Here is a 15,860-nt window from a genome sequence, read left to right as displayed (position 1 = left end):
GCGGCCTCCCCTCCGGTGCATGAATTGAACATTCGTTCAGATGATTGCCCTGATCCCCGCATGATTGCAAGAGGGGGACGTGGACAGTATATGCCAAGCCTAGCGCGAATTGGCCCAAGACCGAGGAGTCCCCATGCCCGCCAAGCCAGTCGAGGCGACACCCCTGCAGACCACCAAGCGTTTGCTCAAAGATGATCTATTGCCCCGCTGGAAACTCTATGCCTTGAACGTTGTGTTCATGGTCGGGGTTTCGGTGTTCACCGGTTTGCTCGCTTGGTCCACCAAGCGGATCGTGAACGATGTGTTCGTGTCGGAAAACGTGTCCGAGGCGTGGATCGTTGCCGCGTTGGTGATCGGGATTTCGGTGGCCAAGAGCTTCTTTCAATACGGAAATGCGGTCATCCAGACGGTAATGAACCGCCAAATCGCGGCACAAAACCAGCGCAAGCTGTTTGAAAATATCTTGTACCGTGACGTGGATTTCTTTGCAGGGCTTCATCCGGCCAAGCACATGCAACGGGTCATGATGTTCGGCAAATCCTGCGGCTCGGTCGTGGTGAGCATCGGGAACAAGCTGGTGACCGATATCCTGACCTTGCTGGCCTTGGTCGTCGTGATGGTACGGCAGGACGCGACGATGTCGCTGATCTGCTTGATCCTATTTCCGCTGATCTTTTTCATGGTTGGGCGCCTGATCAAGAGCGTACGAAAGCATTCCAAACACGAGACAGAGCTTTTGCAAGCGCTGGCATCGACGGGCGTAGAATCGATCGAGGGCATCCGGACCGTCAAAAGCTATTCCTTGGAAGAGAAGTCCGCAGCCCGCTTTGGCCGCGTGGTAGAGGATCTGGAAAAACGCGTCGTGCGCATCGCAAAGGCGACGAACGCGACTGTGCCGTTAATGGAATTGCTCGGGGGGATCGTGATCGGCCTGTTCGTCATGTACGCCAGCTGGCAAACCATCACCAATGGCAAGACGCCTGGCGAGTTCACGGCATTTATCACCGCGTTTCTTTTGGCCTATCAGCCTGCCGAGCGCGTGTCGAAGACGCTGGTCGATATCCAGAAAGGTCTGGTTCACGTCGGAATGATGCACGACATGATCGACACGCCGCAAGCTGCGACGCGGACTGGCACGCTGGGGCTTGAAAATGTGACACCCTCCATCGCGTTCGAAGATGTCAGCTTCTACTACGCTGATGATGCGCCCGCGCTGCACGACGTTGATCTGCAGATCAAGGCAGGGGAGCGGATCGCGATTGTGGGCCGCTCTGGTGCGGGCAAGACGACCTTTATCGACCTGTGCCAGCGCTTTTATGATCCGACCGACGGGACTGTGCGCCTTGGCGATCTGGATTTGAAAGACGTGTCGCCCGATGCGCTGCGGGATGGGATCGCGCTGATCTCGCAGGATGTGTTCCTATTCGACGGCTCGATCCGCGACAACATTTTGGACGGCCATGCCACCGCAACCGAGCAGCAGGTGCAAGATGCGGTGCGCCGCGCTGCGCTTGACAATGTGCTGGATAAACTTCAGGGCGGGCTAGAGGCTCGGGTCGGTCCGAATGGCTCTAATCTCTCGGGTGGTCAGAAGCAGCGTGTGGGGATCGCTAGGGCCCTTGTGAAACAGGCCAAGGTCTACATCTTTGACGAAGCAACCAGCGCGCTGGATGGTGAAAACGACCGCGCCGTGATGGAGGCTGTTGTGCAGGGTGCCAAGGACAGCACAATGCTGTTCGTCACCCACCGCCCCTCGACACTTGAATGGGTGGACCGCGTTCTGGTTCTGGATCACGGACGCGTCGCTGGCTTCGACACGCACGAGGCCTTGATGGCCGAGAATGCTCTGTATCGTAGCCTGTTCAATCTAGAGATGGATCAGCCCTGACGGCCGATTGTCTCTAGGATGATCCGTTCGACACGGGAGAGCCCTTTGTCATTGTCGAACTTTTCCTCTGCGGTTCGGCGGGCTGCTGTTGCCATGGCGCTGCGGTCTGCCTGATCCAAAACGGCTGTGATTTGCTGGCCAAAGCCTTCTTCGTCCCATTCATCGACGAGGTAGCCGTTCACCCCGTGCTCGACCGCCTCTGGAATGCCTGCGTGGTTCGTTGAAATCGTGATGCACCCGCATGCCAGAGCCTCTTGGATCGCGGTGGGTAGACCTTCGGTATTGCCATCGGCTGCGGTGATCGAATGCTGTAGGAAGACCTCGGTTGTCAGCAGGTGCTGGCGCACATACTCGTGCGGTTGCTGGCCATGGAAGGTCACTTGATCCGCAACGCCCATGTCGGCCGCCAGCTTCTGGCAGTCTTCGAGTAGGGGACCAGAGCCAATGAAGTCCAGACGGGCGTCGGGGTGGTTTTGCGCGGCTTTGGCAAATGCGCGCAGGGTGATTTTCGGGGCTTTCTTTTCTACAAACCTGCCCACGGCAAGGAAACTGCCAGGCCGCTTTTCACCTGGGACAAAGCGGCGAATATCCACGCCAGAAGGCACCACATGGGCGTTCTGGTTCACCGTGACTCCGTGGCGCGCTAGATTGTCCAACAGAAATTGGCTGACAGAAAAGACACCAGCCAGACGCGGCATCATCTTGTTATAAGCTTTCACGATCCGCGGGCGCTGAATTTGCTTGGATGCGTCGGTGCCGCGGAAGTAGGTGAAGATCGGGATGTTCAACTCATTGGCCAAGGGCGCCAGCGCCAGCGCTTGCGTGCCGAACTCGGCCAGAATGACTTCCACCTGATGTTCGCGCAAAAACGCGATCAGGTCTGATTTTGCCTGACCATAGGGCAGGCGAGAGGTGCCGTGTTTCAGAGTATTCAGAGGAATGTGCCAGAGTAGTCCTTGCAACAGAGCCGCAGTGCCGCCCGCGCGCTGACGCCGCTCGAACACAGGTTTGTTCAACGGGTTTTCCCCGTGATAGCGACCAGTGATCACTCCGACCGAACCGCCGAAAATCTCTGCGATGTGGCGGTTCACAAAGGTCTCGCCAAGGCGATAGTAGTCGCCAGTCGCAATGCAGACACGGGGCTGGGTCATCAGATTACTTTCTGTAGGGCGTCACGCAGTTCGACCGCATGGGCTGGAACGTCATAAAGGCGCTCGAAACAGGCGCGGCCATTTTTGGCGATCGCCTCGCGCTCGGCATCATGCGCCACGTAATAGCGGATCATGTCGATCATCTCGTCTTCGGTGTCAAAGGCGGCGTAGTCCTGTCCTTTGATCACAGGCGCACGAAGCCAGAGCGGCTCGATGTCGTTGTTCGATAGGGCAAAAGCCCCAGCATAGAACAATTCAAGGTGCCGGTGCGTGAAGGGGCCGATGCCTGAGAGCGCGAGGTTCACTTTGGTCGTGAGCAGAGTATTCAGATACTCCGGTTTTTCCATCAATTCGCCCTTCAGGTGGGCAGGAACCTCAACCTGTCCGTTGGACGCGAGGCCACCTTTTAGGCGCAAGTCATCGAGATCAGCGGTTACGCGCTCCCAGGCCTGCACGCGATTGTCGAAACGGTTCGGCCCAAGTTTCCCGGAAAAATACACGTCGTGGGTTTTCTCGTGCTCGTAGCCGTATTTCGGTAGGGTGAATTGCGTGTTGCGTTCCTTGAACCGCCAGCTCATGCGCAGCAACTGGTTCGAGAGTAGAGTTGGAACGATTTTCGCACGGTTTCCATTGCTCAGGTCGTAGCGACCCAGATCCGCAAATGGCTCGCGCTTGAACAGAATGTCGAAGTGGTCGGCGACGTTATCCGGGACCATTTCAAAGGGGCGTGCCTGCCCGATGAAAATGGCGGTGGGGCGTCCCCATGCACGGATCTGCTGACCGGCCTTGGCGCCATCTTGCCATGGAAAGCCGGATTTCGCATTTACGATGATCGCGTCGTATCGCGCCACAGCGCTGCGCCCCATGGCAGCGGCCTCTTCGTATGTGCGGCGTGTGACAGAGCAACCGTAGTGCAGACTGGCTTCGAAAAAACCGTCCTGTCCGTCGGTAAAGCCCGTGATCCAGCGCTGTAAACGCTTTGACCAATGGCGCTTCTCGCGCTTTCGGATGACGTACAGAATTTTCATGGCACACCTGTAGAATTTGCCTACGTTTACCTCGGGCAGTGGTCGAGGGGAACCGGCTAGGCCAAACTGTCGTAGATTTCCAGCATCGCTGCGATGTGTCGCTCTGCAGAAAAGGTTTGCTCTGCTCTGACTTTGCCAGCGGAGGTCAGGGTATGGGTGAAATGCGGATCATCCAATAGCCGGATCGCGGCGTCGGCAAAGGCTTGAGGTGCATCGGGCGTGGCCAACAAGCCGGTTTGTCCATCCAGAATGATTTCAGGGTTGCCGCCAGCATTAGACGCAACGACCGGCGTCGCAAAAAGCTGTGCCTCGATCATGGTCCGGCCCAGTGCTTCGTGCACTGCGGGGGCTATTAGCAAGTCCAACCCAGCCATCCACGGAGCGATGGGGTATTGTGGTCCGATGTGCTGAACGAGGTCTGCGAGGCCGGCCGATTGAATGGCCGAATTCAGATCGTCGATGTGGGGTGCGCGGGCCTCTCCCAGCATAATGAAACGCAGGTCATCGCGTCCTTGGGACACGAGTGCTTTTGCAATCTCTACAAACAGTAATGGTCGTTTGCGCGTGTCGAGATTGGCGATAAACCCGATGACCTTTGTCTTGGGGGCGAACCTTAGTCGCGCCAGCAGAGCTGCTTGGGCGGCGGGACGGTTCGCGGGTTCGGGGATGTCAAACGGGTTAAACAGCACACGCGCACGACTTTGCATGGCGGGCGGGAATTTGGAGCGGCAGTATTCAGAGACAGCCAGAACTTTGGCTGAATGCGCAGTGTATTTGTCCAACCGCTTCGCTGTGGTCGGCGTGCGCTGATGCCAGATATGCGGGATGCCAGCCCGCTTGGCGGCCATGCCCCAGATGATGTGCATACGGATGTCATGGGTGTGGACGATATCTATCCGGTGCTCTCGTAAGAAGCGGACGAGCTTGGGGACGCCGACCCAAGCTTTCAGGAATTGCCTGCGATAGGGCCCTGTGTTCAGAAAGGCGACATTGGGCGCGAAAGCTGCGGAAAAGTTGCGATCTGACAAATACTGGGACAGGGGGCCGTCCTGGTGCTGCGCAACGACAGGCACATATCGAGCATGAGGCAACCCTTGTGCGAGTGTCAGTGACGAAATGTGGCTGCCGCCGACGCTGTCACCAACATATGGAAATAGGATGCGTTTGGGTCTGCTCATTCTGTGGTCCATAAGGCGCTGATCGGACGGCATGCGTCACTCGGCGGTGAGACGTGTTGCAAAAGCCGATCTGGCCATTCTGCTGCAGCGTAAAACTGGATTGCGGCGTCCACCGAGTGTCGATCAAGGTCTGTCGTGCCGTATGTCACACCTTCCGCGACATAGCGATAGAGATCAAAGCCATGATCGTCGAGGCCCGGTATGTGAATAACGAGCACGCCGAGCAATAACATTTCGATCTGCACTGCTGAGTTGCCGCAGAGAACGATGTCGCAGGCGTCGCAAAATGCGCTTAGCGCTTCGCCGCGCGGGCGAATGTTGGCCTCTTTGGGCAGGTCCCCCAAGTTCGGGGATGCTATACGTGGGTGGGTGCGAAGTTCTAATGTAGCGCTGGGGAAAGCGCTCAGGACACTGCGGCAGAGTTCGGCGACCTCGGGGCCTGCGAACGCATTCATGGCAATCCCGATGCGCTGCGAGGACGATGGCGCGGTAACAGCACGCGGCTTTTTCAAGGCCTGCCTCAAGGGTTCGATGTTATAGCCAAGAGCGCGATCTTCGCCGGTTTTGTTCATGACGGCGGCATGCGTATACCCAAGCGGCGGAAACGTCGTGTCGTGGTATGCGGTTTGCCAGTAAACAGACGGCCGTCCGGCAAGAGCGGCGCCCGCGGTCATTGCAATGCGGCGCTCGGACCGGTCTCCGATATGAATAACGGTCGCGTCTGAACCCTCTAGCATTTCGGTATGTAGGAAACTCGCGAGGCACAGCGATAGCTCATCAGGATTCAAGCGTCGCCGCGCGGGCTTCATCTTCCATAGCATTGCGAAAGCCCTGAGGCGCAATGTGTGACGTTCTTTGCGCGCCATGGGGCGAGGCGTTGATATAGCCTTTTCAGAACATCCCCCATCAATCAGGGCGTCCAAGATCATCCGCGCTTTTGAGTTGGGAACAGGACAATCCACCAAAGCGAGTCTACAGCCGGCCTTGGGCTGAATATCGTCACTTGTGACGAACCGCAGAGAACGAGCGATTTTCCACAGGCGTGTGACTGAGTTCAGATGGCCCTTTGCTGCCAAACCCGCAGGGGGGACACCTTTGGCCAGCCTACGGCGGCGCATATCACGGAGCGCACAAAGCAGAAGCATTGCCCGCCTATGGGTCCCAAGCTGCGAATGGAGTGCGTTGCTGCTTTGAAGCGGCCGCAAATGGACTGGCATGTCTGTACTGCTTCGGTTGATTTCCGCTGAGCCTATGGGAAAAAGCCACTGGATTGAAGTGGTCGGGACTGATAATCGCTGGGCTCAAGCGTAAGAAAATTAAGGACGGGTTTGGCCATGTTCGAGAACAAGACAATTCTGGTGACAGGCGGAACGGGCTCCTTCGGACATGCCTTTGTCCCGATGACGCTGGAACGCTTCAATCCCAAAAAAGTCATCATCTACTCGCGAGACGAGATGAAGCAGTGGGAAATGGCCAAGCTGTTCCAGAACGATCCGCGCGTGCGTTTCTTTATTGGGGATGTCCGTGATCGTGAACGGATGTACCGCGCATTTGACGGTGTGGATTACGTTGTCCACGCTGCTGCAACCAAGATTGTGCCGACCGCCGAATACAACCCGTTCGAATGCATCAAGACCAACGTGAACGGCGCGATGAACGTGATCGACGCGGCCATCGACAAAAAGGTCAAAGGCGTGGTTGCCCTGTCCACCGACAAGGCGTCGAGCCCGATCAACCTGTATGGCGCATCGAAGTTGGCATCGGACAAGCTGTTTGTGTCCGGCAATGCCTATGCTGGCGGCCACGATACCGCGTTTTCGGTTGTGCGTTACGGCAACGTCATGGGCTCGCGCGGCTCGGTGATTCCGTTCTTCATGTCGATCAAGGACAAGGGCGTTCTGCCGATCACTGATCCCCGCATGACCCGTTTTATGATCTCACTTGAGCAGGGCGTTGAATTGGTCTGGCACGCGTTCGAGGACATGATCGGCGGCGAAATCTATGTGAAGAAGATCCCCTCGATGAAGGTGACCGACGTGGCTCGAGTGATTGCGCCCGAGGCTGGCCAAGAGATCATTGGCATCCGTCCAGGTGAAAAAATCCATGAACAGATGGTTGGCGCTGAAGATGCGATGTTCACCTACGAATACGAAGAGCACTTCAAAATCCTGCCGAACCTGAACAATTGGGGCACCGACAGTGCCCGCATCAAGGATGGCGTCCGCGTGGCCGAGGATTTCGTTTATTCCAGTGACAATAACACCGACTGGATGACGGACGATGCGCTGCAGGCTTGGATCGACGCCAACCGCGAAAAAATCGGAGCGATCTAATGATCCCCTATGGCCGTCAGGATATTTCGCAGGCCGATATCGACGCGGTGGTCGATGTCCTGAAATCCGATTTCCTGACCCAAGGGCCTGCGGTTCCGGCCTTTGAACAGGCCATTGCGGACTATGTTGGCGCGAAATTCGGGGTAGCCGTGAACTCGGCAACCTCGGCGCTGCATATCGCGGTCAAGGCGCTGGGCTTGGGCGAGGGCGATCTGATGTGGACGAGTCCCATCACCTTTGTCGCGTCGGCCAATTGCGGGCGCTATTGCGGTGCGGATGTGGATTTCGTTGATATCGACGCGGATACCTTCAACATGTGTCCCGATGCTTTGGCGGCGAAACTGGAGGCGGCAGAAGCTGCAGGTCGGTTGCCCAAGGTCATCGTTCCTGTGCACATGTGCGGCCAGTCCACTCGTGCCGAAGAGATTGCGGCTCTGGCCCGCAAGTACGGGATTAAAATCGTCGAAGATGCCAGCCACGCGATCGGTGCGAGCTATGGCGAAGACAAGGTTGGTGCCTGCGCGTATTCCGACATCACAGTTTTCAGCTTCCACCCCGTCAAGATCATCACCACCGCCGAGGGCGGCTTGGCCACCACGAACGATCCTGTTCTGGCCGAACGCATGGGCCTGCTGCGCAGCCATGGTGTGACTCGCGATCCTGCGCTGATGACCCATGAGTCGGATGGCCCCTGGTACTATCAGCAGGTTGATCTGGGCTGGAACTATCGGATGACCGAAATGCAGGCCGCGCTGGGTCTGTCTCAGATGGCCAGATTGGACCAGTTCATTGATCGTCGCAACGCGCTGGCTGATCGCTATGACAGCCTATTGGCCGATCTGCCTTTGCAGATCCCCGGCCGGACAGACGGAGCGCGTTCTGCGTGGCACCTTTATGTGATCCGACTAGATGATGCCGCGAAGCACCGCGAGGTGTTCGAATATCTGCGCGCGAACGGGATCGGTGTGAACCTGCACTATATCCCCGTGCACACGCAGCCCTACTACCGCGATCTGGGCCACAAGGTCGGCGATTTCCCTGCGTCCGAGGAGTACTATTCTCGGGCGATCTCTATACCGCTGTTTGCCGGAATGAGCGATGTCGAACAGAACGACGTGGTACGCGTTCTGTCAGAGGCACTGTCGAAATGACCGTATGTGTTATCCCCGCCCGCGGCGGGTCCAAACGCATTCCACATAAGAATATCAAAGAGTTCTGCGGCCAGCCGATGATCGTTTGGTCCATCAAGGCCGCACAGGCCTCGGGCGTTTTTGACCGTATTGTCGTCAGTACCGATGACGCAGATATCGCAGCTGTGGCCCTTGGATACGGCGCCGAAGTTCCGTTTTTGCGCAGCCCCGAGCTGTCGGATGACCATACGCCGACCGTGCCCGTGATTGCGGATGCTGCTGAACGATTGGAACTTGCGGACGACGCGCCTGTTTGTTGCCTCTACGCGACTGCGCCCTTTGTACTGGGCGCCGATATTGCGCAGGGGTTGTCTGCGCTGGTCGACGCGCAGGCGCACTACGTCATGGCCGTGACGACCTTTCCCTTTCCGATCCAGCGGGCGTTGCGGCGGTCGGATGCGGGCGCGGTCGAGATGTTCGATCCCAGCACCATGCAGACGCGTAGCCAAGATTTAGAAGAGGCGTGGCATGACGCCGGACAGTTCTATTGGGCAAAGGCGGGCACATGGCGCAGTGGGCGCGGTGTGTTCGAAGCCGGCTCTTACGGCGTAAGCTTGCCGCGACATCGGGTGCAGGACATCGATACGCCCGAAGACTGGGTGCGCGCCGAATTTTTAAAGCGCGCGATCGACGCTCAAGAGGGCGCCGCGCCTTGAGCGCCGCCTCGTCTGCGCGACCAACGGACGTCTAATCTTTTCACGGGGGCCCCATGGCACAGCCTCAGATTGTTTTCCGCGCTGATGCGTCTTTGCAGATCGGAACAGGTCACGTGGTGCGCTGCCTGACACTGGCCAAGGCACTGCGTGCATCAGGGGCCGAATGCACCTTTTTGACCCGTGCACTTGATGGGCATCTGGCCGACCGCATCGAGGCCGAGGGGTTTGCCTGTGACCTCTTGCCCGCGCCTGACGGCACCGCCGAGCTCCCTAAGGACCCGCCACACGCATATTGGGCGGGTGTTCCATGGCAAACCGATGCCGCCGAATGTGCAGCCATCTTGCAGGGGCGTACTGTAGACTGGCTGATTATGGATCACTATGCGTTTGACCACCGCTGGCAGAGTGTCCTGCGGCCGCGCGTGTCGCAGATCATGGTTTGGGATGACTTGGCTGACCGCAAACACGACTGCGATTTGCTGCTGGATCAGAACCTAGGGACCTCGGCGCAGGATTACGACGGGTTAGTCCCGGATACCGCGCATCTCCTGATTGGACCAAAATACGCCCAATTAAGGGGCGAGTTTGCGTCGCAGCGGGCCGAGGCGCTGGTCTCGCGTTCTAATCGGCGCCTTCAGAAGATCCTGATCGCGATGGGCGGTGTAGACCAGCATGATGCGACCGGGCGCCTGCTGGACGCGCTCGCGTTGTGGCCGCAGGCGCCATCGTTGCATGTGTCTGTGGTCTTGGGCGGGAAAGCACCGCATCTGGCCTCGTTGCGGACGAAGGCTGTGGACCTTCCGTTCCGGTGTGAAATTGCAACCGATGTTACGGATATGGGCCACCGAATGGCCGAAGCGGACCTCGCGATTGGTGCCGTTGGGGGGACCACGTGGGAAAGATGTGCCTTGGGCCTGCCTGCTTTACTCTTGGTCATCGCCAAGAATCAGCTGATGGCCGCAGACGCGATTGAGCGAGTGGGCGCTGCTGTTCTGCTGGGACGCGCTGACCAAGAAGGATGGGAACAAAAGATGATAGAAGAGCTAGAGAGTCTAAAGTCACCTGAAAAATTGTTCGAGATTTCTCAGAAGGCTGCTGCTATTTGCGATGGCCTTGGAACGCAGCGGCTGCTTCAGGCCCTGACCCATTTCGATGGCGCCAGCAGAGGTGGAGCATGAAAGAGTTCGGGCTTCTTCGTCCGATGGTCGACGAAGATTTAGAAATGGTTCTGGACTGGCGCAATGCGCCTGAAGTCCGTTCCAAAATGTACACAAGCCACGTAATTTCACTCGAAGAGCATTTGGCGTGGTGGGGGCGTACGAAGCAGCGTGATGACCAGGAATACTTTGTGTATGAATGCGTAGGGACACCACTTGGAGTGGTTGGCTTCACTCAGATTGATTACTTCAGTCAGAACTGCTTCTGGGCGTTTTATGCGTCGTCAAATGCTCCACGTGGCACAGGGTCTCGTATGGAATACTTGGCACTCAATTATGTATTCAAAGAACTGGGGCTGAACAAACTATCCTGCGAAGTCCTCAGTTTTAACGAAACAGTGCTGCGGCTACACACGAAATTCGGTTTCAAGAAAGAGGGCCTCTTTAGGCAGCAGCATATGGCTGATGGCGTTTTCCACGACATTGTGCGTTTCGGGCTACTTGAGTCGGAATGGCAACAAATATGCGAAGAAGTCCACGCGAAATTGTCCGGAAATTCTGCGTAGGATAAGGAAAGACATGACAGACATTAAAATTGATGGTCGCATGATCGGCCTTGACCATCCACCCTACATTATCGCTGAGCTGTCAGCGAACCATAATGGTGACCTGACCAAAGCTTTGGAGATCATTACCAAAGCCAAGGCCGCTGGTGCGGATGCGATCAAGCTGCAGACCTATCGTCCCGACACCATCACGCTGAAGTCCGAACACCCTGATTTTCAGATTACCGAAGGCCTCTGGGCGGGGCATTCCTTGTACGATCTGTACGAATGGGCGCATACGCCGTGGGACTGGCACAAGGCGCTGTTCGATCATGCCCGGGCCGAGGGGATCACGATGTTCAGCTCGCCTTTTGACAGCACAGCGGTTGATCTGCTCGAGGATCTAAACGCGCCCGCCTATAAAATTGCGAGCTTCGAATTGGTCGATTTGCCGCTGATCCGCTACGTCGCGCAAACCGGCAAACCGATGATCATGTCCACGGGCATGGCCGACGCGGAAGAGATTGCCGAAGCCGTGGATGCCGCACGCGGGGCAGGGTGCAACGAGCTTGTCGTTTTGCATTGCGTTTCGGGTTATCCGGCGCCTGCGTCGGACTACAACCTGCGTACTTTGCCGGACATGGCCGCGCGCTATGGGACGCTCACGGGTTTGTCCGATCATACACTCGACAACACGACGGCGCTGACTGCAGTGGCTCTGGGGGCGTGCGTGGTCGAAAAGCATGTGACGCTGGATCGCAATGGCGGCGGTCCAGACGATAGCTTCTCTCTTGAACCGCATGAGTTAGAGGCGCTCTGCACCGGTGCAAAAACCGCGTGGGAAGCGCTTGGCCGTGTGGACTATGGACGTAAGTCGAGCGAGCTCGGAAATGTGAAGTTCCGCCGGTCTCTCTACTTTGTCATAGATATTCCAGCGGGCGGCACGATCACAGTCGATGATGTCCGCAGCGTACGTCCCGGCTATGGCGCAGCCCCCAAGCATCTGGATCAGGTGATCGGCGCGACAGTGGTCGAAGCCGTCGAAGCCAACACGCCGGTGAAGCTGGAAAACCTAAAGCTCTGACCTAGACGTCGGAAGTGCCAATGAAAAACCCCGCCAGATTGCTCTGGCGGGGTTTTCTATTTTGCTAGGCTGAGCCTTAGTCCATCGCTTTGAAGTTCAGTGCAGCACCGTCTTTGATGCCCGAGAACCAGCGTGCGGTGACGGTTTTGGTCTTGGTGTAGAACTTGAACGCGTCGGGGCCGTACTGGTTCAGGTCGCCGAAGGCCGACTTCTTCCAGCCGCCGAACGAGAAGTAGGACAGCGGAACGGGGATCGGGAAGTTGATGCCAACCATGCCGACGTTGACGCGGTGTGCGAAGTCACGAGCGGTGTCGCCGTCCGCGGTGTAGATCGCTGTGCCGTTGCCGTAGTTGTTGGTCATGATCAGGTCGAGCGCTTCTTCGTAGGTCTCGGTGCGCACGGTCGAGAGCACGGGGCCGAAGATCTCCTCTTTGTAGATCTCCATGTCCGGGGTCACGTTGTCGAACAGCGACGGGCCACAGAAGAAGCCGTTTTCGTAGCCTTGCAGGCTGAAGTCACGGCCGTCGATGACCAGATCCGCGCCTTGCTCAACACCCGAGGTGATCAGCTTGTTGATACGCTCTTTCGAAGCTGCGGTGATAACCGGACCGTAATCAACGTCGTCACCAGCGGTGTAGGGGCCAACCTTCAGGGCCTCAACACGGGGGACCAGCTTCTCGATCAGCTTGTCTGCGGTTTCCTGACCCACAGGAACAGCCACCGAGATCGCCATGCAGCGTTCGCCAGCCGCGCCGTAGCCTGCACCGATCAGAGCGTCAGCCGCTTTGTCGAGGTCCGCGTCGGGCATGATGATCATGTGGTTCTTCGCACCGCCGAAGCACTGTGCGCGCTTGCCGTTGGTCGCCGCGCGGCCATAGATGTACTGCGCGATCGGGGTCGAGCCTACGAAGCCAACCGCCTGGATGGTCTCGTTGTCGAGGATGCCGTCAACGACTTCTTTGTCACCGTTGATGACCTGCAGAACGCCCTTGGGCAGGCCTGCTTCGGTCAGCAGTTCAGCCAGACGCAGGGAGGTCGAGGGGCAGCGCTCGGAGGGCTTCAGGATCATGGCGTTACCGCACGCAATTGCGGGGGCCATTTTCCACAGAGGGATCATTGCGGGGAAGTTGAAGGGCGTGATGCCTGCAACAACACCCAGAGCCTGACGCATTGCGTACAGGTCGATGCCGGGGCCGCCGTTGTCCATGTATTCGCCCTTCAGCATGCTGGGGGCGCCCATGCAGACTTCGACAACTTCCAGACCACGCTGAACGTCACCTTTGGCGTCGGGGATGGTTTTGCCGTGCTCTTTGGAAACCAGCTCAGCCAGTTCTTCCATGTGCTCGTTGATCAGGGCACCGAACTTCATCATCACGCGTGCGCGGCGCTGGGGGTTGGTAGCGGCCCATGCAACCTGAGCTTCTGCCGCGTCTTCGATGGCTTTGGTCAGCTCTTCGATCGAGGCCAGCGGCACTTTGGCCTGAACTTCGCCTGTGGCGGGGTTGTAGACGTCGGTGAAACGACCCGAGGTGCCTTTGACCATCTCGCCGTTGATATAGTGGGTAAGCTCTTGCATTGCGTCCTCCCGGAATTGTGGTTGAGCGCAGCATAGTCTTGCAAATCTGACGCAAACAGAGGAAGTTTCCCAAATTCATTTTGCGAAAATACAGGTACGAAGATGTCAGTGCTTTGGGACGATCTCCGCATATTCTTGGCCGTGTCACGGGCAGGGGGCCTGACCGGCGCCTCCAAGATGTTGCGGGTGGACCCTGCGACCGTGGGTCGGCGGATCACACGTTTGGAAGAGGCACTAGAGGCACCGCTCTTTGCGCGCTCCCCCCAAGGCTACGCGCTGACAGAGCGCGGCCAGCGCCTGATGACAGAGGCGGTGCGGGTCGAGCAGGCCATGGACGCAGCGCTAGAGACTGTGGGGTCACAGACAGGCGGGCTGTCTGGTCAGATCCGCATTGGCGCTCCGGATGGTTGTGCGAACTACGTGTTGCCACAGGTCTGCGCACGCATTGTCGAAGAGAACCCTGATCTCGAAGTGCAGATCGTCGCGTTGCCGCGTGTGTTCAACCTGTCCAAGCGCGAGGCTGACATGGCAATTGGAGTGAGTCGCCCGACAACGGGCCGACTGACGGTACAGAAGATTAGTGACTACCACCTGTCCTTGGCCGCGTCTGAGGATTACCTTGCGCAGAATCCGCCAATCAAGAGCCTTTCGGACCTGAAGGGGCATCGGCTGGTGGGCTACATCCCCGACATGATCTTTGACAAGGAATTGGACTATCTGACCGAAATGGGCGCGGAGCGGGTGAGTCTGGGATCAAACTCTGTCTCTGTTCAGTTCAACTGGGTCAGGATGGGGGGCGGCGTCGGTGTCGTGCACGATTTTGCGATTCCCTCGACGAACACCGTCCGGCGCATTTTAACCGAAGACGTCAGCCTAAAGCGAAGCTTTTATCTGATCCGGCATGCAGACGATCGTAGACTTGAACGAATGAACAGCTTTGCCAAACTGGTGGCAGAAGGCGTGCGGACCGAGATTGCCAGACTGGAAGCAAGCGCTTGACAGTGCAGACAATTGCGCAGACGCTTGTCTATAAGAAATTTTATTTCGGGAGTAAGACCATGCTTGTGCAACAAATCCTGGGTAGTAAGAGTCAGCAGGGCGTTTTTACCGTCAAGCCCACCATCACTGTCATGGAAGCCGCCAAGATTCAGGCCGACCAGAAAATCGGGACGGTTATGGTTTCGTCAGACGGCGAGCACCCCGATGGCATCTTGTCAGAGCGTGATATTGTGCGCCATCTGGCCTCGACCGGCCCCTCGGTCCTGGATCTGCCTGTATCCGAGTTGATGACCTCAAACCTTGTCACCTGCGCCAAGGGCGACCGGACGGATGAGGTGATGCAGAAAATGACAGACGGCCGCTTCCGCCACATGCCCGTGCTCGAAGATGGTAAACTCATCGGCGTGATTAGCCTTGGCGATGTTGTCAAAGCGCAACTGAGCCACGTGGCCATGGAGAAAGAAGCCCTTGAAGGCATGATCATGGGCCAATAGTCGCGTTCCCCTTGCATTCTGCGCCGCAATATTGTTGCGTCGCAGAAAAACGGGGGGAAGGAGCCACCTTATGCGTATCGGACTGTATCCGGGAACATTCGATCCGATCACCTTGGGGCATATCGACATCATTCGTCGTGCGACAGCCCTGGTTGATCGGCTGGTGATTGGCGTTGCAATCAACCGTGACAAGGGCCCTCTGTTTTCGCTCGATGAACGGGTCGAGATGATCCAGTCCGAATGTGCGATCCTCGCCCAAGAAACTGGGGTCGAGATCATTGCGCACCCTTTCGAAAACCTGCTGATCGATTGCGCCCATGACGTTGGAGCCCAGTTGATCGTGCGCGGTCTGCGCGCGGTGTCTGACTTCGAGTATGAATACCAGATGGTCGGGATGAACCGGCAGTTGGACGACACGGTCGAGACGGTTTTCCTGATGGCCGAAGCGCAACACCAGGCCATCGCATCGAAACTTGTAAAAGAGATCGCGCGCCTTGGCGGAGATGTGTCCAAGTTTGTTACGCCCACGGTGGCCGACGCGCTGAAGGGCAAGCTGCGCTAAAACGCCAAGCTATAGGGCT

At 57.5% G+C, this 15,860-nt stretch carries 15 protein-coding genes; 10 read left to right on the top strand and 5 right to left on the bottom strand.

Going from position 1 to position 15,860, the window contains the following annotated elements; all coding sequences use genetic code 11:
* Positions 1–133 precede the first annotated feature (133 nt).
* Entirely contained in the window at positions 134–1,888 is a 1,755-nt protein-coding gene (locus tag BM225_RS04015; RefSeq protein WP_072707084.1) for an ABC transporter ATP-binding protein, read from the top strand.
* Here the strand turns inward: BM225_RS04015 and BM225_RS04010 are convergent.
* The 4 genes from BM225_RS04010 to BM225_RS03995 are packed head-to-tail and all read right to left on the bottom strand — an operon-like array spanning position 1,879 to position 6,066.
* Positions 1,879–3,039 carry a glycosyltransferase gene (locus BM225_RS04010; RefSeq protein ID WP_072707083.1) on the bottom strand — a complete coding sequence of 387 codons (1,161 nt, stop codon included), beginning with the start codon at positions 3,037–3,039 and terminating at the stop codon, positions 1,879–1,881. The two genes, BM225_RS04015 and BM225_RS04010, sit on opposite strands and share 10 nt — an antisense overlap.
* Positions 3,039–4,067: a glycosyltransferase family protein gene (locus BM225_RS04005; RefSeq protein ID WP_072707082.1), complete on the bottom strand. Its 1,029-nt coding sequence runs from the start codon at positions 4,065–4,067 to the stop codon at positions 3,039–3,041. Before BM225_RS04005 ends, BM225_RS04010 begins: the two co-directional genes overlap by 1 nt.
* Positions 4,068–4,123: 56 nt before the next feature.
* Entirely contained in the window at positions 4,124–5,245 is a 1,122-nt protein-coding gene (locus BM225_RS04000) for a glycosyltransferase family 4 protein (protein ID WP_072707081.1), read from the bottom strand.
* On the bottom strand, positions 5,242–6,066 hold the full coding sequence (locus tag BM225_RS03995; protein WP_143095345.1) for a hypothetical protein: 825 nt from the start codon (positions 6,064–6,066) through the stop codon (positions 5,242–5,244). Before BM225_RS03995 ends, BM225_RS04000 begins: the two co-directional genes overlap by 4 nt.
* A 513-nt stretch (positions 6,067–6,579) precedes the next feature.
* Between BM225_RS03995 and pseB the strand changes: the two genes are divergently transcribed.
* From pseB to pseI, 6 genes are read left to right on the top strand one after another with little or no spacing between them, the layout of a single operon-like run.
* On the top strand, positions 6,580–7,578 hold the full coding sequence (pseB, locus tag BM225_RS03990) for a UDP-N-acetylglucosamine 4,6-dehydratase (inverting) (protein WP_072707079.1): 999 nt from the start codon (positions 6,580–6,582) through the stop codon (positions 7,576–7,578).
* Entirely contained in the window at positions 7,578–8,729 is a 1,152-nt protein-coding gene (pseC, locus tag BM225_RS03985; RefSeq protein ID WP_072707078.1) for a UDP-4-amino-4,6-dideoxy-N-acetyl-beta-L-altrosamine transaminase, read from the top strand. The genes pseB and pseC overlap by 1 nt, the downstream gene beginning before the upstream one ends.
* Complete coding sequence (gene pseF, locus BM225_RS03980) at positions 8,726–9,424, top strand: pseudaminic acid cytidylyltransferase (RefSeq protein ID WP_072707077.1); 699 nt, start codon at positions 8,726–8,728, stop codon at positions 9,422–9,424. The genes pseC and pseF overlap by 4 nt, the downstream gene beginning before the upstream one ends.
* Before the next feature lie 53 nt (positions 9,425–9,477).
* Positions 9,478–10,602, top strand: a complete 1,125-nt coding sequence (gene pseG / locus BM225_RS03975; RefSeq protein WP_072707076.1) for a UDP-2,4-diacetamido-2,4,6-trideoxy-beta-L-altropyranose hydrolase — start codon at positions 9,478–9,480, stop codon at positions 10,600–10,602.
* Entirely contained in the window at positions 10,599–11,147 is a 549-nt protein-coding gene (pseH, locus tag BM225_RS03970) for a UDP-4-amino-4,6-dideoxy-N-acetyl-beta-L-altrosamine N-acetyltransferase (protein WP_072707075.1), read from the top strand. The genes pseG and pseH overlap by 4 nt, the downstream gene beginning before the upstream one ends.
* A gap of 13 nt (positions 11,148–11,160) precedes the next feature.
* Entirely contained in the window at positions 11,161–12,210 is a 1,050-nt protein-coding gene (gene pseI / locus BM225_RS03965) for a pseudaminic acid synthase (RefSeq protein WP_072707074.1), read from the top strand.
* Positions 12,211–12,286: 76 nt separating this feature from the next.
* Here the strand turns inward: pseI and BM225_RS03960 are convergent, their stop codons facing one another.
* On the bottom strand, positions 12,287–13,786 hold the full coding sequence (locus BM225_RS03960) for a CoA-acylating methylmalonate-semialdehyde dehydrogenase (RefSeq protein WP_092463870.1): 1,500 nt from the start codon (positions 13,784–13,786) through the stop codon (positions 12,287–12,289).
* A gap of 102 nt (positions 13,787–13,888) precedes the next feature.
* Between BM225_RS03960 and BM225_RS03955 the strand changes: the two genes are divergently transcribed.
* The 3 genes from BM225_RS03955 (at position 13,889) to coaD (ending at position 15,841) form a co-directional block, all read left to right on the top strand.
* A complete protein-coding gene (locus BM225_RS03955) occupies positions 13,889–14,785 on the top strand; it encodes a LysR family transcriptional regulator (protein WP_072707072.1) in 897 nt (298 codons plus the stop codon).
* A 59-nt stretch (positions 14,786–14,844) separates the two neighbouring features.
* Positions 14,845–15,279, top strand: a complete 435-nt coding sequence (locus tag BM225_RS03950; protein ID WP_072707270.1) for a CBS domain-containing protein — start codon at positions 14,845–14,847, stop codon at positions 15,277–15,279.
* Positions 15,280–15,349: 70 nt separating this feature from the next.
* Entirely contained in the window at positions 15,350–15,841 is a 492-nt protein-coding gene (gene coaD / locus BM225_RS03945) for a pantetheine-phosphate adenylyltransferase (protein ID WP_072707071.1), read from the top strand.
* Positions 15,842–15,860 lie beyond the last annotated feature (19 nt).

This window comes from Donghicola eburneus, from assembly GCF_900115865.1.
Taxonomy (GTDB): Bacteria; Pseudomonadota; Alphaproteobacteria; order Rhodobacterales; family Rhodobacteraceae; genus Donghicola; species Donghicola eburneus.
The sequence above is the reverse complement of the archived record's forward strand: the minus strand, read 5'-3'. Positions and strand labels throughout refer to the sequence as shown.